17 protein-coding genes and 1 pseudogene are annotated in these 19481 nt (G+C 70.0%); 10 read left to right on the top strand and 8 right to left on the bottom strand.

The annotated features are described in order from the left end of the window. Positions 1-120: 120 nt before the first annotated feature. Complete coding sequence (locus tag ACFVH5_RS06710) at positions 121-1461, top strand: esterase-like activity of phytase family protein (protein WP_385832504.1); 1341 nt, start codon at positions 121-123, stop codon at positions 1459-1461. Positions 1462-1557: 96 nt separating this feature from the next. Here the strand turns inward: ACFVH5_RS06710 and ACFVH5_RS06705 are convergent, their stop codons facing one another. Further along, a complete protein-coding gene (locus ACFVH5_RS06705) occupies positions 1558-2142 on the bottom strand; it encodes a hypothetical protein (RefSeq protein WP_385832503.1) in 585 nt (194 codons plus the stop codon). Between the two features lie 415 nt (positions 2143-2557). Then, a complete protein-coding gene (gene xylA, locus ACFVH5_RS06700; protein WP_385832502.1) occupies positions 2558-3724 on the bottom strand; it encodes a xylose isomerase in 1167 nt (388 codons plus the stop codon). Positions 3725-3913: 189 nt separating this feature from the next. On the opposite strand from xylA, the gene xylB reads away from it, so the two are divergent. From xylB to ACFVH5_RS06675, 5 genes are all read left to right on the top strand, one after another. Beyond that, on the top strand, positions 3914-5359 hold the full coding sequence (gene xylB / locus ACFVH5_RS06695) for a xylulokinase (protein WP_385832501.1): 1446 nt from the start codon (positions 3914-3916) through the stop codon (positions 5357-5359). 107 nt (positions 5360-5466) lie between these two features. Then, entirely contained in the window at positions 5467-6678 is a 1212-nt protein-coding gene (locus tag ACFVH5_RS06690) for an ROK family protein (protein WP_385832500.1), read from the top strand. Between the two features lie 465 nt (positions 6679-7143). Then, positions 7144-7755 carry an N-acetylmuramoyl-L-alanine amidase gene (locus ACFVH5_RS06685; RefSeq protein ID WP_385832499.1) on the top strand — a complete coding sequence of 204 codons (612 nt, stop codon included), beginning with the start codon at positions 7144-7146 and terminating at the stop codon, positions 7753-7755. 174 nt (positions 7756-7929) lie between these two features. Next, positions 7930-9198, top strand: coding sequence for a GAF domain-containing protein (locus ACFVH5_RS06680; RefSeq protein WP_384811237.1), 1269 nt, complete (start codon positions 7930-7932; stop codon positions 9196-9198). Between the two features lie 107 nt (positions 9199-9305). Beyond that, positions 9306-10829, top strand: a complete 1524-nt coding sequence (locus tag ACFVH5_RS06675) for an aldehyde dehydrogenase family protein (protein WP_385832498.1) — start codon at positions 9306-9308, stop codon at positions 10827-10829. Positions 10830-10989: 160 nt separating this feature from the next. Here the strand turns inward: ACFVH5_RS06675 and ACFVH5_RS06670 are convergent, their stop codons facing one another. Continuing rightward, positions 10990-12417 carry a tyrosine-type recombinase/integrase gene (locus ACFVH5_RS06670; protein ID WP_385832497.1) on the bottom strand — a complete coding sequence of 476 codons (1428 nt, stop codon included), beginning with the start codon at positions 12415-12417 and terminating at the stop codon, positions 10990-10992. On the opposite strand from ACFVH5_RS06670, the gene ACFVH5_RS06665 reads away from it, so the two are divergent. The 4 genes from ACFVH5_RS06665 (at position 12416) to ACFVH5_RS06650 (ending at position 16887) form a co-directional block, all read left to right on the top strand. Next, complete coding sequence (locus ACFVH5_RS06665; RefSeq protein WP_385832496.1) at positions 12416-13300, top strand: hypothetical protein; 885 nt, start codon at positions 12416-12418, stop codon at positions 13298-13300. The genes ACFVH5_RS06670 and ACFVH5_RS06665 overlap by 2 nt on opposite strands. Continuing rightward, a complete protein-coding gene (locus ACFVH5_RS06660) occupies positions 13297-14499 on the top strand; it encodes a DNA cytosine methyltransferase (protein ID WP_385832495.1) in 1203 nt (400 codons plus the stop codon). Before ACFVH5_RS06665 ends, ACFVH5_RS06660 begins: the two co-directional genes overlap by 4 nt. Then, positions 14499-15620, top strand: a complete 1122-nt coding sequence (locus tag ACFVH5_RS06655) for a DnaB-like helicase N-terminal domain-containing protein (protein ID WP_385832494.1) — start codon at positions 14499-14501, stop codon at positions 15618-15620. Before ACFVH5_RS06660 ends, ACFVH5_RS06655 begins: the two co-directional genes overlap by 1 nt. Before the next feature lie 379 nt (positions 15621-15999). Next, positions 16000-16887, top strand: coding sequence for a DUF317 domain-containing protein (locus ACFVH5_RS06650; protein WP_385832493.1), 888 nt, complete (start codon positions 16000-16002; stop codon positions 16885-16887). 297 nt (positions 16888-17184) lie between these two features. Here the strand turns inward: ACFVH5_RS06650 and ACFVH5_RS06645 are convergent. The 5 genes and pseudogenes from ACFVH5_RS06645 to ACFVH5_RS06625 all read right to left on the bottom strand — a co-directional run. Continuing rightward, positions 17185-17319, bottom strand: a pseudogene (locus ACFVH5_RS06645) (ATP-binding protein); the annotation flags it as partial. Between the two features lie 329 nt (positions 17320-17648). After that, complete coding sequence (locus tag ACFVH5_RS06640) at positions 17649-18176, bottom strand: ferredoxin (RefSeq protein ID WP_385832492.1); 528 nt, start codon at positions 18174-18176, stop codon at positions 17649-17651. A 149-nt stretch (positions 18177-18325) separates the two neighbouring features. Further along, the gene (locus ACFVH5_RS06635; RefSeq protein WP_385832491.1) at positions 18326-18760 is read right to left on the bottom strand and encodes an SRPBCC domain-containing protein; all 435 of its coding nucleotides are present in this window, start codon (positions 18758-18760) and stop codon (positions 18326-18328) included. Between the two features lie 4 nt (positions 18761-18764). After that, the gene (locus tag ACFVH5_RS06630) at positions 18765-19112 is read right to left on the bottom strand and encodes an ArsR/SmtB family transcription factor (RefSeq protein WP_385832490.1); all 348 of its coding nucleotides are present in this window, start codon (positions 19110-19112) and stop codon (positions 18765-18767) included. Between the two features lie 31 nt (positions 19113-19143). Further along, positions 19144-19338 carry a hypothetical protein gene (locus tag ACFVH5_RS06625; RefSeq protein WP_385832489.1) on the bottom strand — a complete coding sequence of 65 codons (195 nt, stop codon included), beginning with the start codon at positions 19336-19338 and terminating at the stop codon, positions 19144-19146. Between the last annotated feature and the right edge of the window lie 143 nt (positions 19339-19481).

The raw sequence follows: 19481 nt of genomic DNA, 5'->3' as shown, positions 1-19481 counted from the left end.
GCGTGGCCCGCGTTCACCGGATGAGCGCTGGACGCCCGGTGTTCACCCAGCGGCCGTACGGCGTTCTACGCGAGGGCGAAATCTGGCGACAGTCATCGAACTTGTGCACCAGGAGGCCCCATGTCCCCGTACGCCGCAGGCCGGCGCCGCGTCCACCGTTCCGTCGTCGCGGGCGTGCCGCTCGCCGTGCTGGCCGCTCTCGTGGTGGCGGGTCCCGCGGTCGGCGCGCCCTCGGGGGACGCGCGGGTCACGGGCTCCGCGACGCTCGGCGACATCCCCCTCGGCACGTTCAGCAACGGGCTGCTGCCGGGCACGGTGGCCGACGACCGGGGTGTGGACCTCGGCGGCATCGGGAGCGACATCTACCCCACGGGCCGCAAGGGCGAGTTCTGGACCGTCACCGACCGTGGCCCCAACGGCCAGATCAAGGTCGACGGGGTGAAGCGCCGTACGTTTCCCGTGCCCGGCTTCGACCCGGCGATCGTGAAGATCCGGGTGTCCGGTGACTCGGTGAAGGTACTGGACGCGATTCCGATAACCACCGGTTCGGGCAAGCCCGTCACCGGCCTGCCCAACCAGGCGGCACGCGACGAGGCTCCGTACTCCTACGACGCGACGACCCCGCTCTCGTATAACCCGAACGGTCTGGACACCGAAGGGATCGTGCGCTCCAAGGACGGCAGTTTCTGGCTCGTCGACGAGTACGGGCCCTCGTTGGTCCACGTCTCCGCGCGCGGGAAGGTACTCACCCGGTACGTGCCGAAGGGGCTGAACCTGACCGGCGCCGGCTATCCGGTGGTCGAGGCGCTGCCCGCGGTCCTGTTGCACCGGAAGATCAACCGCGGCTTCGAAGGGCTCGCCCTGCTCCCGGGCGGCGACCTGGTGCTGGCCGTGCAGAGCCCGCTGTCCCTGCCTGACACCGATGCGGGTGAGGAGTCCTTGACCGCGCGTCTGCTGCGCTTCTCACCGAAGAAGCGTGCCGTCACCGCCGAGTACGCGTACCGGTTCGACCCGGTGGGCACGGTCGACCCGGGCGAGGACGACACCTCCGAGCTGAAGATCTCGTCCGTGGTGGCCGTGGGCCGCGACGAGCTGCTGGTCGAGGAGCGCACCGACAAGGCGGCCCGGTTGCAGGTCGTGAAGCTGAGCCGCGGTGCGGACATCCTCGGGGACAAGTGGGACGACAGCACGACGTCGCCGTCCCTTGAGCAGCTGGAGGACCCCGCCGCGTCCGGCGTTCCCGTGCTGCGCAAGCGTCTTGTCGTCGACCTCGGAAAGGTGAAGGGGGTGCCCGGGAAGATCGAGGGCGTCGCGCGCGTGGACCGTGACACGCTCGCGCTGATCAACGACAACGACTTCGGGATGACGGACGGGACAGGGGCCTTCGACGCCCAGGGACGCCTGGTGGACAGCGGGATCGAGACCACCGTGACGTACGTACGTCTGCCGCACGGGATCTGAACGGACGGCTCCGCTCGGCGTTTTCGTCCTCCACGCGCGCGTGAAGCACTCCGGTCGCTCATGGCGTGACCGCTCCTGCCCACACGCGCGCGTGGTTCACCTCAACGGCTTGGTGAGCTTGCGGTTTCCGTCGGCGCTGTCGGCGGCCAGGCTGCACGCGACGTTGTCGATGCCGATCTTGAATCCGGCGGGGTCGGGGTACTGCACCAGCGTGCCGCGGACGGTGTCGGCGGGCTGCTTGGCCGCTTTGGTGTCCAAGGGGTCCTGGCACAGGCCCGATGCCGCCTTCTTGAGGGCGGCATCGGTCGTGTACGCGCCTTCCAGCTCGGTCACCGTCACGACCTCGGCGTCGTGCTTCCGGTCGCACGAACGCTTCACCGCCTGGCCCGGCCGACTGCCGTCGATGTCGAAGCAGTCGCCGGTCCGCAGCATGTAGTAGGGCACTTCGTCGCTCGCGAGGGACGGGAGGAGCGACTCCACACCGCTGGGCAGTTCGGACGGCACACCGGAGGGCAGCGACGACGGCAGTTCGGTCGGGAGCTGCGACGGAATGCTCAGTGAGGGCGACGGCAGCCGCCCCTTGGTGGAACTGCTCTCCGTAGGCGGCTTCTTGTCCGACGAGCCGTCACCACTGGTGACCACCAGGGCGACCGCGGACACGGCGCCTATGCCCAGGATCACGGCGAGCAGGATCAGGAGCGTCCTGCGGCGGCCGGCGGGGCCGCCCGGCGGTCCGGGCGGCGGCGATGACGGTGGAGGCGGTTGCCAGCCGCCCCCTCCCCCGCCGTTCCACGGCGGGTCGCCACCTCCTGGCGGTGGGCCGTAACCGTCAGGAGGAGGGCCGAAGCCTCCGGGCGGTGGGCCGTACCCGCCACCACCGTAGGGCGGCGTGTTGTCCGGCGGCCGAGGAGGCTCGGGCGGTAAGGGCGGCGTGGCCATACCATCAAGAGTCGCCTCGAACCGGTCACGAAGCGACCCCTGCGCGGAACTTCATGCGGAACCTGCTGCGTGACTTGTCACGGACTCACGGCGTGGACCGCATGATTCCGGATGCTTCCGCGCAGGGGCAGGGGTTGTTCGTCGGCCCTGTACGCGATCAGCCGCGGGCGCCCAGCAGGTGGTCCATGGCCAGCTGGTCGAGACGTTCGAAGGCCATCCCGCGCGCGGCGGCCGCCTCGACGTCGAAGCCCTCGAAGGAGGCGCTGTCCGCGAGGAGTGCCTGGAGGCCGTCCTCGGCGGTGGGCTGCGCCAGTTCGTCCAGGCGCGAGGTCCGCAGGGCTTCCTGGACCTCGGGGTCGGCCCGGAAGGCCGCGGTCCGCTCCTTCAGGATCAGGTAGTTGCGCATGCAGCCCGCCGCCGAGTCCCACACGCCGTCGTAGTCCTCGGTCCGCGGCGGCTTGAAGTCGAAGTGCCTCGGGCCGGCGTAACCGGCCGTCTCCAGGAGGTCGACCAGCCAGAAGGCGGAGCGCAGATCGCCCGCTCCGAAGCGCAGGTCCTGGTCGTACTTGATGCCGGACTGGCCGTTGAGGTCGATGTGGAAGAGCTTGCCCGCCCACAGGGCCTGGGCGATGCCGTGCGTGAAGTTCAGCCCGGCCATCTGCTCGTGGCCGACTTCGGGGTTGACGCCGTACAGCTCCGGCCGCTCCAAGCGCTCGATGAAGGCCAGTGCGTGACCGACCGTCGGCAGGAGGATGTCGCCGCGGGGCTCGTTCGGCTTGGGCTCGATCGCGAAGCGCAGGTCGTAGCCCTGGGAGGTCACGTACTCGCCGAGGAGGTCGAAGGCCTCCTTCATGCGGTCGAGTGCGACGCGTACGTCCTTCGCGGCGCCGGACTCGGCGCCCTCACGGCCTCCCCAGGCCACGTAGATCTGCGCGCCCAGCTCGACCGCGAGGTCGATGTTGCGGATCGTCTTGCGCAGCGCGTAGCGGCGCACGTCGCGGTCGTTGGCGGTGAAGGCGCCGTCCTTGAAGACGGGGTGCGTGAAGAGGTTCGTGGTGGCCATCGGCACGGTCATACCGGTCGTGTCGAGAGCCTGCCGGAAGCGCTTGATGTGCGACTCGCGCTCGGTCTCCGAGGACCCGAAGGGGATCAGGTCGTCGTCGTGGAAGGTCACTCCGTGGGCGCCGAGTTCCGACAGGCGCTGTACCGATTCGACCGGGTCGAGGGCGGCCCGGGTGGCGTCGCCGAACGGGTCCCTTCCCTGCCAGCCGACGGTCCACAGGCCGAAGGTGAACCTGTCCTCGGGGGTGGGCTGGTAGTTCATGCCGCGGCTCCTTGCTTGCTCCGACTATTTCGTCATGGCGCTTAACAAATTAGTATGCGGAGGCATCCCTGGGAAGGGACTAGATGTCCCGGAAGAGGGACAGCGGGTGAAATCAGGGCTGTGACGACCCGGACGGAACCCGAAAACACCAGGTCAGACCCCGCGGAGCCGCGGAAGAGGGAGAGCTCGATGTCAGCAGCCGAGGGTCCGCTCGTCGTCGGCGTGGACACGTCCACCCAATCCACCAAGGCCCTGGTCGTGGACGTGGCCACCGGCGAAGTGGTGGCGAGCGGTCAGGCGCCGCACACCGTGTCCTCCGGGGCGGGGCGCGAGAGCGACCCGCTCCAGTGGTGGGACGCGCTGCGCGAGGCGCTGCACCAGTGCGGGGACGCGGCACGCGAGGCCGCGGCGGTCTCCGTCGCCGGTCAGCAGCACGGGCTCGTCACTCTCGACGCGCAGGGCGCCCCGGTGCGTCCCGCGCTCCTGTGGAACGACGTACGGTCGGCGCCGCAGGCCCGCCGCCTCGTGGAGGAACTGGGCGGGCCCAAGGCGTGGGCGGAGCGCACCGGCAGTGTGCCGGGGCCGTCCATCACCGTCACCAAGTGGGCGTGGCTCGCCGAGCACGAGCCCGAGTCCGTCCGCGCCACCGCGGCGGTACGGCTGCCCCACGACTACCTCACCGGACTCCTCACCGGACTGGGCACGACCGACCGCGGCGACGCCTCCGGTACGGGCTGGTGGGCGTCCGGGACGGAGGCGTACGACGAGGAGGTCCTCGGCCACGTGGGGCTCGACCCCGCCCTGCTGCCCCGGGTGGTCCGGCCCGGCGAAGTCGTCGGAACCGTCCGCGACTCCGCCGATCTGCCCTTCTCGAAGGGCACGCTGGTCGCCCCCGGCACCGGTGACAACGCAGCCGCCGCGCTGGGCCTGGGCCTGCGCCCGGGCACCGCGGTGCTCAGCCTCGGCACATCCGGCACGGTGTACGCGGTGTCGACGCGGCGGCCCGCCGACCCCACCGGAACCGTGGCGGGTTTCGCCGACGCGCGGGGCGACTGGCTGCCGCTGGCCTGCACCCTCAACTGCACCCTCGCCGTGGACCGCGTCGCCGCCCTCCTGGGCATAAACCGTGAGGCCGTGGAGCCCGGTACGAGCGTGACGCTGCTCCCCTACCTGGACGGCGAGCGCACCCCGGCCCTGCCGCACGCCTCGGGCCTGCTGCACGGGCTGCGGCACGACACGACAGCGGGGCAGTTGCTCCAGGCCGCGTACGACGGGGCGGTCCACTCGCTGCTCGGCGCGCTCGACCTGGTGCTCGACGAGGACGCGGACCGTTCGGCGCCGCTCCTGCTCATCGGCGGGGGCGCCCGGGGCAAGGCCTGGCAGCAGACCGTACGACGGCTTTCGGGGCGTGCCGTCCAGGTTCCCGAGGCCAAGGAACTGGTCGCGCTCGGCGCCGCCGCGCAGGCCGCGGGCGTGCTGACCGGCGAGGATCCGGCGGCGGTGGCCCGGCGCTGGAACACGGCACGCGGGCCGGTCCTCGAAGCCGGGGAGCGGGACGAGGCGGCGCTCGCGCGGATCGCCGGGGTAATCTCCGACGCGGCCCCGTTGCTGGAGCGGGAGGCCGATCAGCGCTGACGGGTTCGCCTCCGGGGAGCGGGGCCGGTTGCCGCCGGCTCCCCGGGGCGCCAGCACGGACAGGACAGCCCTCAGGGGACCGGCCGGACGAGGACCGACTCAGGCAGATGACCGCACCGCTCCACGAGGCCCACCCCAGCAGCCCCGGCCGACGACTGCCCGATACGCAACAGGGCATGCGCCGCCGCAACCTCGCACGGGTACTGCACACCGTGAACGCCGAGGGGCCGCTCTCCCGTGCCGCCGTCGCCTCGCGCATCGGCCTGACACGGGCGGCCGTGTCGACCCTCGTGGACGAGTTGATCCGCTCCGGGCTCCTCGACGAACTGGGCCCCGAGCGGCCGGGGCGGGTGGGGCGGCCCGGTTCGGCGCTGGCCCTGAGCGGACGCGGTCCGGCGGGGATCGGCGCGGAGATCGGCGTCGACCATCTCGCCGTGTGCGCGGTCGATCTGCGGGGCAAGGTGCGCGCTCGGGTCGTCCGGCACGGCACCAACCGCGGCCGTGCGCCCGAGCCGGTACTCGGTGAACTGACCGCCCTGGTACGCCAGATCGTCGCCGAGGCGGACCAGGAGGGGCTGTGGCCTGCGGGTCTCGCCGTCGCCGTGCCCGGTCTGGTGGCGCGCGACGCCCGGACCGTGGTGCGCGCCCCGAACCTCGGCTGGCTCGACACGGACCTCGCTCCCCTGCTGCCGGACGTACTGCCGCTGACCGTCGACAACGAGGCGAACTTCGGCGGACTGGCAGAACTCTGGCTCAACGAGGACGCGCCGCGCGACTTTCTGCATGTCTCCGCGGAGATCGGCATCGGCGGGGCCGTGGTCGTGGACGGGCGGCTGCTGCGCGGGACGCGTGGCTTCGCGGGCGAGTTGGGACATGTGCCGGTACGGCCCGAGGGACCCTCGTGCGCCTGCGGCGGCCGTGGCTGTCTTGAGCAGTACGCCGGTGAGGAGGCCGTGCTGCGCGCGGCCGGCCTCGAACCGGGCGAGGACCGGGTCGGGCTGCTGGCCGAGCACGCCGCGGGAGGCGACAAGAACGTCCGGCGTGCGTTGCGCGACGCCGGTACCGCGCTGGGCATCGCGCTGACGGGCGCGGTCAATCTGCTGGACCCGGAGGCCGTCGTGCTGGGCGGGGCGCTGTCCGGGCTGGCGCCCTGGTTGCTGCCCTCGCTGGAGCGGGAGCTGGCCCGCAGGACGGCGGGCCCCGCCTGCGCGGTGTCGGTCTCCCGGCTCGGCCCGGAGGGCCCGCTGCTGGGCGCCGCGCATTCCGTCGTACGGGCCGTGCTGGATGATCCGGCGGCGGTGGGGGCCGGCGGGGCGTAGGCCTGACGCCTGAGTCGGGGGACGTCCGGGCCTCCCAAGGGGGGCGCCTGGGCCCTGGGGGCGCCTGGCCGGGGGACGTCTGGCCCGAGGGACGTCTGGGCGGTCGCGGGGCTGTAATCACCCTTTCGGGTGGCCGAGTTGTCCACAGTCACAGTGCTGTCCACGGACCTGGGCGGGCCTCTCCTCCCCAACCGGCAAGACCCGTACCGTGTTTCACGTGAGGGCAGCGCGACCACGAGTTCGTGCATGAAACCGGCGCAGCCCTGACTCGTTGAGCCCTGGCCCCACGGTCCGAGCCGCATCCACCGTCCGAAGCACCTCCGGCGTCTGAAGCACCTCCGGCGTCCGAACCGCGCCCGCCGTCCGAACCCCGTCCGCCGTCTGTTTCTACCGCTCCTACCGCCGTCCCGAGGCTCGTGCGTGTCCCGCCCACGCCGAGCACGTCGTCCCTCCGAGAGGAAACCTGTGGACCGAGCCAAGTACCTGCCAGCCACCCTTCCCAGCCGGCGGCGCCTGCTCCAGAGCGCGGCCCTCGCCACGCTCTCCACCGCACTGCTCCCCACCGTGCGGGCGGGCGCCGCGCCGCGGGGCCTCGACTACCCGCAGTCCGAGTGGTCCCCTGCGAGCACGTCCAACTACACGGTGGCCGACCGCCCGACGAGCCACCCCGTCGACTTCGTCGTCATCCACGTGACACAGGCGACGTACGCGGACACGCTCGCCATCTTCCAGAACCCGAAGAAGCAGGTGTCCGCGCACTACGTCGTCAGATCCACCGACGGCCACATCGCCCAGATGGTGCGCGAGCGCGACATCGCCTGGCACGCGGGGAACTGGGACTACAACACCCGCAGCATCGGCATCGAGCACGAGGGCTGGGTGGACAAGCCGGCGTACTTCACCAACGCCCTGTACGAGGAGTCGGCGAAGCTCACCGCGGCGATCTGCACCAAGTACGCGATCCCGAAGGACCGCTCGCACATCCTGGCCCACTACGAAGTGCCGGGCAGCGACCACACCGACCCGGGCCCGCACTGGGACTGGACGCGCTACATCAGACTCGTCAACTTCGCCTGACCGACCGAGGACTGGGTCAGGACGCTTGTCCGCGTCCGCCGCCCGAGTGACGATGTCCCAAGCCGCATCACGTCCGGTCTGCATCACGTCCGCTTCTCCTTACGACCAGTCCCCATCACGACCAGTCCTCATCTCCTCATCACGTCCAGTCCCATCGCTTCGCGGGAGGCCGGGTTGACCGATCCATGGGTGGCCCTGAATCCGGGCGCCGACCCCGTCGAGCGGGTTCGCGTACTCCGCCGCGCCCACGAGACGTTCACCGAGGCGGGTACGGTCTCGCGACCGGTGCGTTCCGTGGTCGCCGACTCGTGGCGGCGTTCGGCGCGGGCCGGGGTAGGACCGGACGGCTCCGCGTACGTGGAACTCACCGACGGAGACCTCGGGTCGTACCGGGCTGAGCACCCGCTGGCCCCTGTGATGCCGCTGTTCCGTGAACTCATGGGCACGTTCGCCTCCGACGGCGAGCACCTCCTCGCGGTCTGCGACGCGCAGGGAAGACTCCTGTGGGTGGAGGGCCACCCCGCCACCCGGCAGAAGGCGGACGGCATGAACTTCGTGCCGGGCGCGCGGTGGGCGGAGTCCGCCATGGGAACGAACGCCCCTGGTACGGCGGTCGCGCTCGACCGGCCGGTGCAGGTGTTCGCGGCGGAGCACTTCATCCGGCGCGTCCAGCCGTGGACGTGCGCGGCGGCCCCGGTGCACGATCCGCGTACGGGACGGCTGCTCGGCGCCGTCGACATCACCGGCGGGGACGGGCTGGCGCATCCGCACAGCCTGGGGTTCGTACAGGCCGTGGCGCGCGCCGCCGAGTCCCAGCTGGCACTGCTCACCCCGATACCGGCCGCCACCGACGCCTTGCAGCTGACCGCTCTGGGCCGGGACGAGGCCCTCCTCGTGTCGGGCGGCCGCAAACTGCGCCTGAGCCGCCGGCACAGCGAGCTCCTGTTGCTGCTGTCCCGGCATCCGGACGGCCTGACCGGCGACGAGCTGCTGTGCTCGCTGTACGAGGACGAGTCGGTGACACCGGTGACGCTGCGCGCGGAACTGGCCCGCCTACGACGGCTGCTCGGGACCGGGGTCCTCGGTTCGCGGCCCTACCGGCTCGCGGTTCCGGTCGAGTCCGATGTCTCCGTCGTGGAGCGCAGACTCGCCGCCGGCGCGATCACGGCGGCTGTGGCGGCGTACGCCGGGCCGTTGCTGCCCGGTTCCCAGGCACCGGCAGTGGTGCGGCTGCGCCGACGGCTCGCGGACGGGCTGCGCGCGGCCCTCGTCTCCGGTGGCGACCCCGACCTGCTGGCGTGCTGGGCCGAGGCGTCGTGGGGCGAGGACGACCTCGAAGTGTGGAGGGCGCTGGCCGCCGTCCGGCCGACGGCTCCGATACGGGCGCGGCTGGCAGAGCTGGAGGCAGAGCAGTCGGCGTACCCGTGGCGGGCACGGCACTGACGGGCACGACCAGGTCCGCCGCGCAACGTAACTGCAACCTCCCCGTCCCTACGCTCGCCGCGAGAGCTGTCCAACGGCGGGCGGCCCTTCCACGGGAGGCAGAGCACATGACCCGTTACGCAGCGCCCGGCACCGAAGGCGCGATCGTCTCCTACCAGTCACGGTACGACCACTTCATCGGCGGGGAGTACGTGGAGCCCGCCCGTGGGCAGTACTTCGAAAACCCGAGCCCGGTGAACGGGCAGCCGTTCACGGAGATCGCGCGGGGCACGGCCGAGGACGTGGAGCGCGCCCTGGACGCGGCGCACGCCGCCGCCCCCGCCTGGGGCCGCACGTCGGTGACCACGCGGGCCGACATCCTCCTCAAGGTCGCCGACCGGATGGAGGCGAACCTGGAGAAGCTGGCGGTCGCCGAGAGCTGGGAGAACGGCAAACCGGTCCGGGAGACCCTGGCCGCCGACATCCCCCTCGCCATCGACCACTTCCGCTACTTCGCGGGGGCGGTCCGTGCGCAGGAGGGGTCCCTCGGCGAGATCGACGACGACACGGTGGCGTACCACTTCCATGAGCCGCTGGGCGTCGTCGCGCAGATCATTCCGTGGAACTTCCCGATCCTGATGGCGGTGTGGAAGCTGGCGCCGGCGCTCGCGGCGGGCAACGCCGTCGTGATCAAGCCCGCCGAGCAGACCCCGGCGTCCATCCACTACTTGATGAGCCTGATCTCGGACCTGCTGCCGCCGGGCGTCGTGAACATCGTCAACGGCTTCGGTGTCGAGGCGGGCAAGCCGCTGGCGTCCAGCGCGCGGGTGGCGAAGGTGGCGTTCACGGGCGAGACCACGACGGGGCGGCTGATCATGCAGTACGCCTCGGAGAACATCAAGCCGGTCACGCTCGAACTGGGCGGCAAGTCGCCGAACATCTTCTTCGACGACGTGTGGGCGCAGGACGACGACTTCCGGGACAAGGCGCTCGAAGGTTTCACGATGTTCGCGCTGAACCAGGGCGAGGTGTGCACCTGTCCGTCCCGGGCGCTCGTTCAGCAGGGCCACTACAGCGAGTTCATCGACGCGGCGGTCGCCCGTACCGAGTTGATCAAGCCCGGTCATCCGCTCGACACCGAGACGATGATCGGCGCTCAGGCCTCCAACGACCAGCTGGAGAAGATCCTCTCCTACCTGGACATCGGCCAGCAGGAGGGCGCAAAGGTACTCACGGGCGGTCACCGTATCGAGTACGACGGCGAGCTGGCGGGCGGGTACTACGTACAGCCGACGATCTTCCAGGGCGACAACAGGATGCGGATCTTCCAGGAGGAGATCTTCGGTCCCGTCGTGTCCGTCACGTCGTTCACGGACTTCGACGACGCCATCAAGATCGCCAACGACACGCTGTACGGGCTCGGTGCCGGCGTGTGGACGCGGGACATGAACACGGCGTACCGCGCGGGCCGTTCGATCCAGGCGGGCCGGGTGTGGACGAACTGCTACCACGCGTACCCGGCGCACGCGGCGTTCGGCGGCTACAAGCAGTCGGGTATCGGCCGCGAGAACCACAAGATGATGCTGGAGCACTACCAGCAGACGAAAAACCTCCTGGTGTCGTACTCGCCGAAGAAGCTGGGCTTCTTCTAGACGCCGAAAAAGGGCGCCTGACCAGGCACTTCACCTGTCAGGCACCCTTCCAGGCGTGCATCTAAGCCACGGGGCGAAGTGCAGAGTAACTCCCGATATGCCCCACCGCTATCCCATCTCTGACCAGCTGTTCCGGGGCATTTCCGGGCCAAGGCCCGGCTCACGCGTCCTCCGCACTGCCGTCCTGCCCCTCCCACCTTCGCATCGACTTCTCGATCAGGCTGTTGGCATGGTTCCGCGCCGCGGCCAAAAACTTGGCGTAGAAGCGGAAGAGAACCTGGATGCTTTGTCCGGCGCGGCGCGCACACTCCGCCGGGTCGACACCGGAGGCAAGCCAGAATGAGATCCCCGCGTGGCGCAGGTCGTAGGGGCGTTTCGCAAGCTCAAGGGCGTGTTCATCGAGAGTCAGTGCAGCCTCACGCGCACGTCCCCATGTGATGCCGTACGCGGAAGTATCGACGTAGTTTCCCGCTGCATTGCGGAACAGACGTCCATCGGGTGCGACACCGAAACTCTCTATGTGCTCGCGCAGCATGCGCACCAGCACCGGCGGGATGGGCACCGGCCTCGTCGCCTTGGCCGCCCGTCGCTTCAGTGAGTGGACCTCGTGAACGGCACCGTCATTCGTCCACTCCTTCCCCGCCGTGACCACCCCGCCCTTCAGGTTGAGGAGCCCCCATCCGCTTGCCGGCAGTCGGCACTGAGACTTCTGCAAGTGAATGACCTCAGCAGGGCGCATCGCGGCGTAGTACATACACCCGAAAAAGGCGTACAGGTGTGGGCCTCGGCCGGGCAGCGCCCTGACCGCAGCGAGCAGGCGGCCTACTTGTTCCGGATTGGGCACGCAGTCCGGATCGACTTCGTCGGCAACTTCCGGTGCAGACCACCGCAAGCCGCTCAGCGGGTTCTGGGTGAAGTAGCCACGTTCCACTGCGACCCCGAACACCTCGTTGACGGCGGCCTTCTTGCGCTTCGCGGTCTTCGCTGCAGCGGCTGCCCCATCGACCTTGCGGCACAGAGCGTCGAGTCCCTGGCGCAGCACATCGGGCTCCGTCAACTCGCTCACGGGCAGCGAATGACGCTGCATCCAATCCAGTGCCGCCTGCCACTCCTCGGGCGGATCCTGTCTCCAGGCTCTTTTGTTGAAAGCCCATGAATACAGCGCTCTCCGCAGTTCACGAGGTGCCCGGGACATGTGCTCCGGCTCGACGAAGGCTGGAGTGATGGTCGCGAGAGCGTCGGCAAGCGTTCGACGTGTGTTTCCCGGCGTACGGTCCCAACGCTGGTCGATGTACTCCTGCGCCAGGACATACCAGGTGGTGCGCTGTTTCAGGGCCCGAAGCTCGGAGGCCGGCAGGCCCGTCCTTGTGTCGAACGGCTCGCCATCGCGCGCGGCAGTCACGAGTTTGGAACGTCGGCTCTCCGCAAGCCCCTTCGTGAGAAAGGACTCGGATTTCTCCCGCCCATTGACCGTCCATCGAACCTCGAACCCCTTGCGACGGTCCGGCCGCTCGCGTGTGTCCCAAAAGCGAACTCTGTAACTCATCGCCTGCATATCGCTCGGCGCCGGCATCCAGTCCAGCGCCATGCTCGCCCTCTCCGCCGAAGGAATTCTCCCGAAAGTCGACTACGCCATATTCGCCGACACCGGATGGGAATCCAAGGCCGTCTACATCCATCTCGACCGGCTCGAAAAGGAGATCGCCACACCTGCCGGGATCCCCATCCTCCGGGTGTCCTCCGGCAATATCCGCAACGACGCACTCGATCCGGATCACCGGTTCGCCTCCATGCCGCTCTACATCCTCAACCAGGACGGGAAGCAGGGCATGACCAGGCGCCAGAGCACCGGGGAATACAAGATCAAGCCGATCAAGAAGAAGGTCCGGGAACTCCTCGGATACCCGTACCCGCAGCGGATCCCGAACGGAATTTTCGTCGAACAGTGGGTCGGCATATCCACCGACGAGTTCCATCGCGCCAAGGACGCCGACGTCCGCTACATGCGCAACCGGCACCCGCTCATCGACCTCAACTGGTCGCGCAGGGACGCCACCCGGTACCTGGATTCCATCGGTCTCAACAGCACGCCGAAGTCGAGCTGCCTGGGCTGTCCGTTCCACGGTAATGCGCAGTGGAGAAATATCCGGGACACCAGTCCCGCAGAGTGGCAGGACGTCGTGGAATTCGACGCCGCCATCCGGGCGGGAAACGCCCGGGCGAACGCGAGCGGCAACCCGTTGCTGGGGCAGGCGTTTCTGCACCGCTCCCGCGTGCCCCTTGACCAGGCTCCCATCGACCATGTCACCGCCGCGGAACGGGCCGCGCGCCAGCACGAACCGCCCGACTCCGAGGACGCCGCGGATGCGGACGAGGCGGAGCTGGGGGTGGTGGACGGCTGCTCGCCGTGGGCGTGCCGCGGGGAGGCGGACGCCGACCTGGTGCAGGACGATTTCGGGCTGACGTCGTGACGGTGGTGGATCTGTTCGCCGGGCCGGGCGGCTGGAGTCACGCCCTGGCCGTTCTGGGGGTCCGTGATGTCGGCCTGGAGTGGGACCGGTGGGCCTGTACCACCCGGGCCCGGGCGGGTCTGCTCACGCTGCGGACGGATGTGGCGCTGTATCCGGTGTGGCCGTGGGTGGGTCGCACGCGGGGGGTGATCGCCAGTCCGCCGTGCCAGGCGTGGTCGATGGCCGGCAAGCGTCTCGGACGGGTGGACCAGCCGCTCGTGCACCAGGCGGTCGCCGACCTCGCCGCCGGACGCGATACCCGCGCCGCGCTGCTGGCTGCCTGCCGGGACCCTCGCTCGCTGCTGGCCGCCGAGCCGATGCGCTATCTCCACGCCTTGCACCGGGCGGGCGAGCCGGAGTGGGTGGCCATGGAAGAGGTACCCGACGTCCTGCCGCTATGGCGGCAGTACGCGGCCGTCCTGCGCGCCTGGGGTTTCTCGGTGTGGGCCGGCATCCTCAACGCCGCCGACTACGGTGTCCCCCAGACCAGACGCCGGGCGATCCTTCTCGCCTCCCGTGTCCGCACCGCCCAGCCGCCACCTCCCACGCACGCCCGGGTCGCCGAGCCCGAGTCGCTGTTCGGCGCGGGACGGGCCCGGTGGGTCAGCATGGCCCAGGCCCTCGGCTGGGGCGCCACCGACCGGCCGGTGCCCACCGTGTGTGCCGGCGGCGGGCCCGGCGGCGGCCCCGAGCCCTTCCCCTCCGGCTCCCGCCAGACCCTCATCACCGCCCGCGACCGCGGACTGTGGCTGCCACGCAACACCCCCACCAACGCAGCGCCCGGACCCGCCTCCAGCACGGCCACCCGCTGGAGGTGGACCCTGCGCAGCAACAACCAGGCCAACGCCACCGTCCGGACGCTGGACGAGCCCGCCGGGACGCTGTTCTTCGGTCACCGCTCCAACGAATGCACCTGGATCGCCGAGCCCGTCCAAGACCTGCCCGCCGAGGAGTCCCCGGCGGTGCCGGAACCGATCCGGATCACCGCCCGCGAGGCGGGACTCCTGCAGACCTTTCCCTCCGACTACCCCTGGGCCGGGAACAAGAGCCAGCAGTTCTCCCAGATCGGCAACGCCGTCCCCCCGCTGCTCGCCGCTCATCTCCTGGCCCCGCACCTCGAAACCCCCCTGGACCCCGACGACTTCACCCTGGCGGCCTGATGCCCCCTCTTCGCGATCCCGGCCAGGACGACCATCTCGCTCCCGACACCGTCCCCGCACCGAGAGCGGTCTTCCACGCCGAACAGGCCCTCCTCGGCGCCCTCCTCCTCGAACCTCACCGCCGTGACACCCTCACCAACGTCACCGCCGACTCGTTCTCCACCGCCGAGCACACCGCGGTGTTCGCCGCCATCACCACGCTGCCCGCCCCCGTTCCAGACACCCACGCCACGGACACCACGTGGATCAACCACGTCCTCGCCACCGCCCGCGACCAGGCCCGGGCGCTCACCGTGCCCTATCTGCACTCCCTCATCCAGGTCTGCCCCTGGCCGCAGCACGCACCGGCGTACGCACGGATGGTCGAGGCCGAACACGCCCGACGCCGTCTGCGCGCCAGCGCCGCGTATCTCCTGCACAGCATCCGCGACATCTCCCTCCCCCACCCCGTCCACACCGTGCTCGCCGAAGCCGACACCCTCACCGCGGTCGTGGACGACATCGCAACCCGCTTCCCACCCCGCGCCGGCCTCCTGCCCCGCACCCCAACGCCCCCGCCCGGCCTCACACCCGCCCACGACGAAACCGTGCAGGAGGAGGAGCAGGCGCTGCTCGCGACGGCAGCCGCCCGCCCAGCCGACATCGGCCCGGCACGATGGCTGCTGCCCGGGGACTTCACCCAGCCCCTGCACGCCGGACTGTGGCAGTGCCTTATCGCCCTCGACCGCCGAGGCGAGCCCGTCGACCCCGTCACCGTCTTGTGGCAGGCCCAGCAGTACGGCCTGCTGGACGACGGCAGCGCGCCAGACAAGATCCTGCGTCTGCTGGCCCAGCCGACCCCTTCCCTGGAGCACTGGGGCGAGCGCATCCTGCGGCGCTCCCTGCTGGCCACCGCCTCCAATGCCGCCCGCCGCATCACGGCTTACGCCGACGACCCGGCGAACACCCCGTCCCAGCTCGTCGTCGGCGCCCGACGAGCCCTCGCCGACCTCGGTGCCATCCAAACCCGCTGGCAGCACGCCACCAGGACAGTCCCGCCGCAGCGACCACGTCCCGCGCCCGCGCCCCGTGCCGGCCCGCCGACGACCACGGCCGCACACGCCACCCACACACCTCGCTGACCCAGCCCCGCACGCCCCCAGCCCAAGCCCCAGGAGACCACGTCCACGTGAGCGCCACACCCCACATCGACGCGCATGTCCGCCTCGACACCCACCCCCACCACCCCAGCGCCGTCGTCGCCACCCTCACCGGCACCGCCCGGCACATCGCCCAAGCACACCTGAGCATGCGCGGCTTCGAGTCCGTTGCCGCCGACACGCTGGTCATGGCCCGCATCGACCGCGAGGAACCGTACTGGGCAGAACGCGCCGCCGAAGCGCTCACCGCCGAGCGCATCACCGCAGAGATCACGCCCACGACGGCTCGACCACCAAGGCCGTCGGCAGCTACCGGGACGGCAAAAGCGTCGTCCTGCACGGCGAAAATCACCTGCGCACCGTGGAGTCTTCCTTCCACGCAGCTGCCGACGCCCTCGCCGCGTTCGACCGCGTCCACCGTGGCACGGTGCGCTCCGGGCCTCCTGCGCAGACCGACGTCGAGCGCCAGGCCGACGAAGCCCGCAGCACCCTCACCACTGCTCCCGTGGAAGCCGGGCCGGCCCTCCCGCGCATCGAAACGGTGCCGGCCTATGCCGCCGACCCCGCCGATCACGACGCCGTCCTGGAGGCGTTCGTCAACGAACACGGCGACTGGGCGAAGTGGCGCACCTGGTCCGACCACACCACCCACCTCGTCCACGAGTCACAGACTCTGCGGGCCGAACTCATCCACGAACCCGACCTCCGCGAGGCTGCCTGGACGTTCGCCGCCTACGAGACCCCCGTCTCCGACCGCATGTGGCACCTCACCCTCACCGCCGCCACCCCCGACCCCCTGCTCCAGTCCCTGCTGATCAGCCTTGCCCACGGCGACGCCTGGGACACCGCGCTGGGCCGTCCCGCCATCGAGCGGACGGTTTCCGCCGCTACGCGGCCCCTCACCGACGCCGGCTGGAAGCACACCATCGACGGACGCCACATCCGCTGGCAGACCCACCACGGCGACGCCGGCGTGCAGTTCGATGTCTTCGCCGCCCAGGACTCCCACATCCACCTCGCCGCCTGGACTCTGTGGGCCGGCCCCGACATCGACCACCCCACCTGGGCCATCCACGCCTCCCGCTACGCCCCCGCCCCGCTCCTGGCCGCTCTCACCGAGGACCTCGCCCACAACACCGGCACCCGCCAGACACGAACCACCCGCACCGAACACCGAAAGAACCCCGCCAGCACCGCACCGACGCACCCGCCAGCGTCAGTTGGCCCTGCAACCGGCCCCGCACGCTGACCCAATCGTCCCGCACGCACAAACGGCCCACCGGCGCCCCCGGCCGCGCCCGGCACAGGGCAGCCTTTCAGGTGAGAGGCAGCAGGCGCCGGGCCGGCCAGCAGCCACTGGCAGAGCTACGTAGCGTGGGATCGTCGGTTCGCCGAACCGGCGATCCCACGCATCATGGATGCTCCACCGCCACGAACTGCCCCCTCGCCAAAGGGAGAAGACCTCGACGCCCGATACTCACGCCCAAGATGCCGTGCCACCGTCACGCTGCCGCGTAGCTCGCCCGAAACAGCTCCTGCGCCCGCTCCGCTTGTCGTCGGTTGCCTCAACGAGCTCGCTCACCAGGTCGGAGGCGCTGATGTAGCGGACGCGGTGTCCAGCCATGGCGGCCGCGGTGCCCGATGCGATAAGCAGGTGGGACGTGCCGGTACCGGAGCCCCCGCCGAAGTCATCGACGCCCTCGACCGCAAGCGCCTGGCCCTGGCCCTGGCCGAAACGCTCGGCGTGAAGGCGGCCAGCTTCTGGAAGTTCGGGTCGCTGACCACTTCCTGGCTTGCACGAGTACGTTGCGGATGTCGGCACAGCTCTCGGACAGTCCCTTGCTCATGGCTGCGCTAGCGTCCTGACTGATCCGGTCGACGGCGCACTGCTGGTCATCGACCTGTTGCTTCACCACGGCAAGGTCTGTTCCGAGTTGCGTGACGCGCACGTCGACCAGGCCGAGGATCTGACATAACAGCTCCGCCTCCGCGGCAGCCACACCACTGTCATCAGAGTTGCGGCAGTCGGTCCGCAACAGTGGGAGCGCGTCGCTCCTCAAGCCAGAAGAGATAAACACGCAGGTGCGACGCCAGCTCACCGTCGAGGTAGGCGGCATAATCCAAGGCCGCGTCGGCCACTCCCTGCCCGACCTTCGCATCGTCAGCCTCCCAGTCGGCACGCCTGCCCGCCAGGTACTCCCTGATCCGCCCTCGGTCACACCACCACTCCCGGACCGCTGCCGGCGTCCAATGAGTGTCACCGTCACAGCCGTAGCCGGAGAATGCCTCAGCCTCCGCTGCATCAACCAGCTGCTGAAGCTCCTCCAGCGTCCGGGGCTGCCGATACACGTATTCGGTGAAGTAGTCGGCCTCGTAGAGCACAAGCTCCGGGGCGTGGATACGGCCCGTGCCGCAGTTGTCGGTTTCAGCCCCGTAGAACGGTCCGGGCACGTTGAGCCACTTCCGATCCGACCACTGTCCCAAGAACGCTCCGCGCGCATCGTCGAGCACAGGCACCGGATCGAAGTAGAGGTCCACGGCACAAGATTAGCCATGTGACGATCAATCCACCGAACAGGCCTTGAGGAGCCCATGAGCGCACGTCGGCACCGGCCACCGCAGCAGCCGTCGCCATCTGGCTTCGCCAGTGACCCGCCGGACAGTGGCTGGCCCACCGGCTCGGGCGGTCATCCAGCCGTCTCGAGCTGCGCCTCGAGCTCGTCCAGGCACCTCTGCCAGCCTCCGGAGGCGCTGTCGGCGGTCGAGGGATCGGCCATGATGTGCGTGAACACCAGGAGGCAGCCGGTCCCCTCGTCGCGCAGCTCGATCCTGAGGTGATCGTCGAACTCCCGTTCCTTGCCGTCCGGGTCGTGCTCGTCGAAGGCGAACAGCCGAGGCGGGTCGAAGTGGGTGATGGTGGCCGTGTAGACCGTGCCCTCGCCGTCGTCGAAGACGATCCGACCGCCAACCCTCGGCTCCAGCTGTGTCACCCGAAACGGATACCACTGGCTCAGATGCCGGGAATCTGTGACGGCCAGCCAGACCTTCTCCCGGCTGTGCTTCAGGTGACGTTCGAACTGCAGGGCAGGCCGACCGTCAATGATGGTGGTGGTCGTGCTCATCGCTTCACTGCTCCTCGGCCGCCTGACACGGCTGTTCCTCGGGGACGTCGGGCATGGTTTCCAGGTGTTGCTCCAGCACTTCCAGGCGTTCCGTCCACAGCCGACGATACGGCGCGAGCCAGGCGTCGAGATCCGCCAGCGGCTCCGGGCGGAGCTCGTACCAGCGGCGCTGCGCTTCCGCCCGCACTGTGACGAGCCCGGCGTCACGCAGCACCCGCAGATGCTTGGACACCCGCGGCTGGCTCATCTCCAGCTCGTGGGCGATCTCCCCCACGAGTCGGGGGCGCCCGAGGAGCAGCCCGAGCATCCGCCGCCGCGTGGGGTCGGCCAGTACATCGAAGGGCAGGGACACACCCTCAATATACTCACTCAGTTATATAACTTCAACGGCATGAACGTTCCACCTCCGCCGCCCCCCCGGGCCGGTGCGACTGCGGAATAAACGCGTGCACCACCCCGCGACCGGCCTCAACGGCGATCTGGGGCAGCCGGTCGGCTACATGGGCCCGCACCATCGGACAGGTCACCGCCTCCACCACGCGCTCGTCAAGGAGACTGTCGAAGATCCGCTTGGGCATCACGTTCGTTCCTTATTCCGCGGCACCCGAACGGGAAGGCCGCATGCCGTACGGATCCGCCGCCAGTGCGGGCGACCTTCCGATCGCCACCGCAACGGCAACCAGCGGACCCGCATGGGGAATTGCAGGGGCGCGACAGGGGA

The organism is Streptomyces sp. NPDC127119 (assembly GCF_042677425.1).
Classification (GTDB): Bacteria; Actinomycetota; Actinomycetes; order Streptomycetales; family Streptomycetaceae; genus Streptomyces.
Note: the sequence above shows the minus strand (reverse complement) of the source record. Positions and strands in the feature narration are given on the sequence as shown.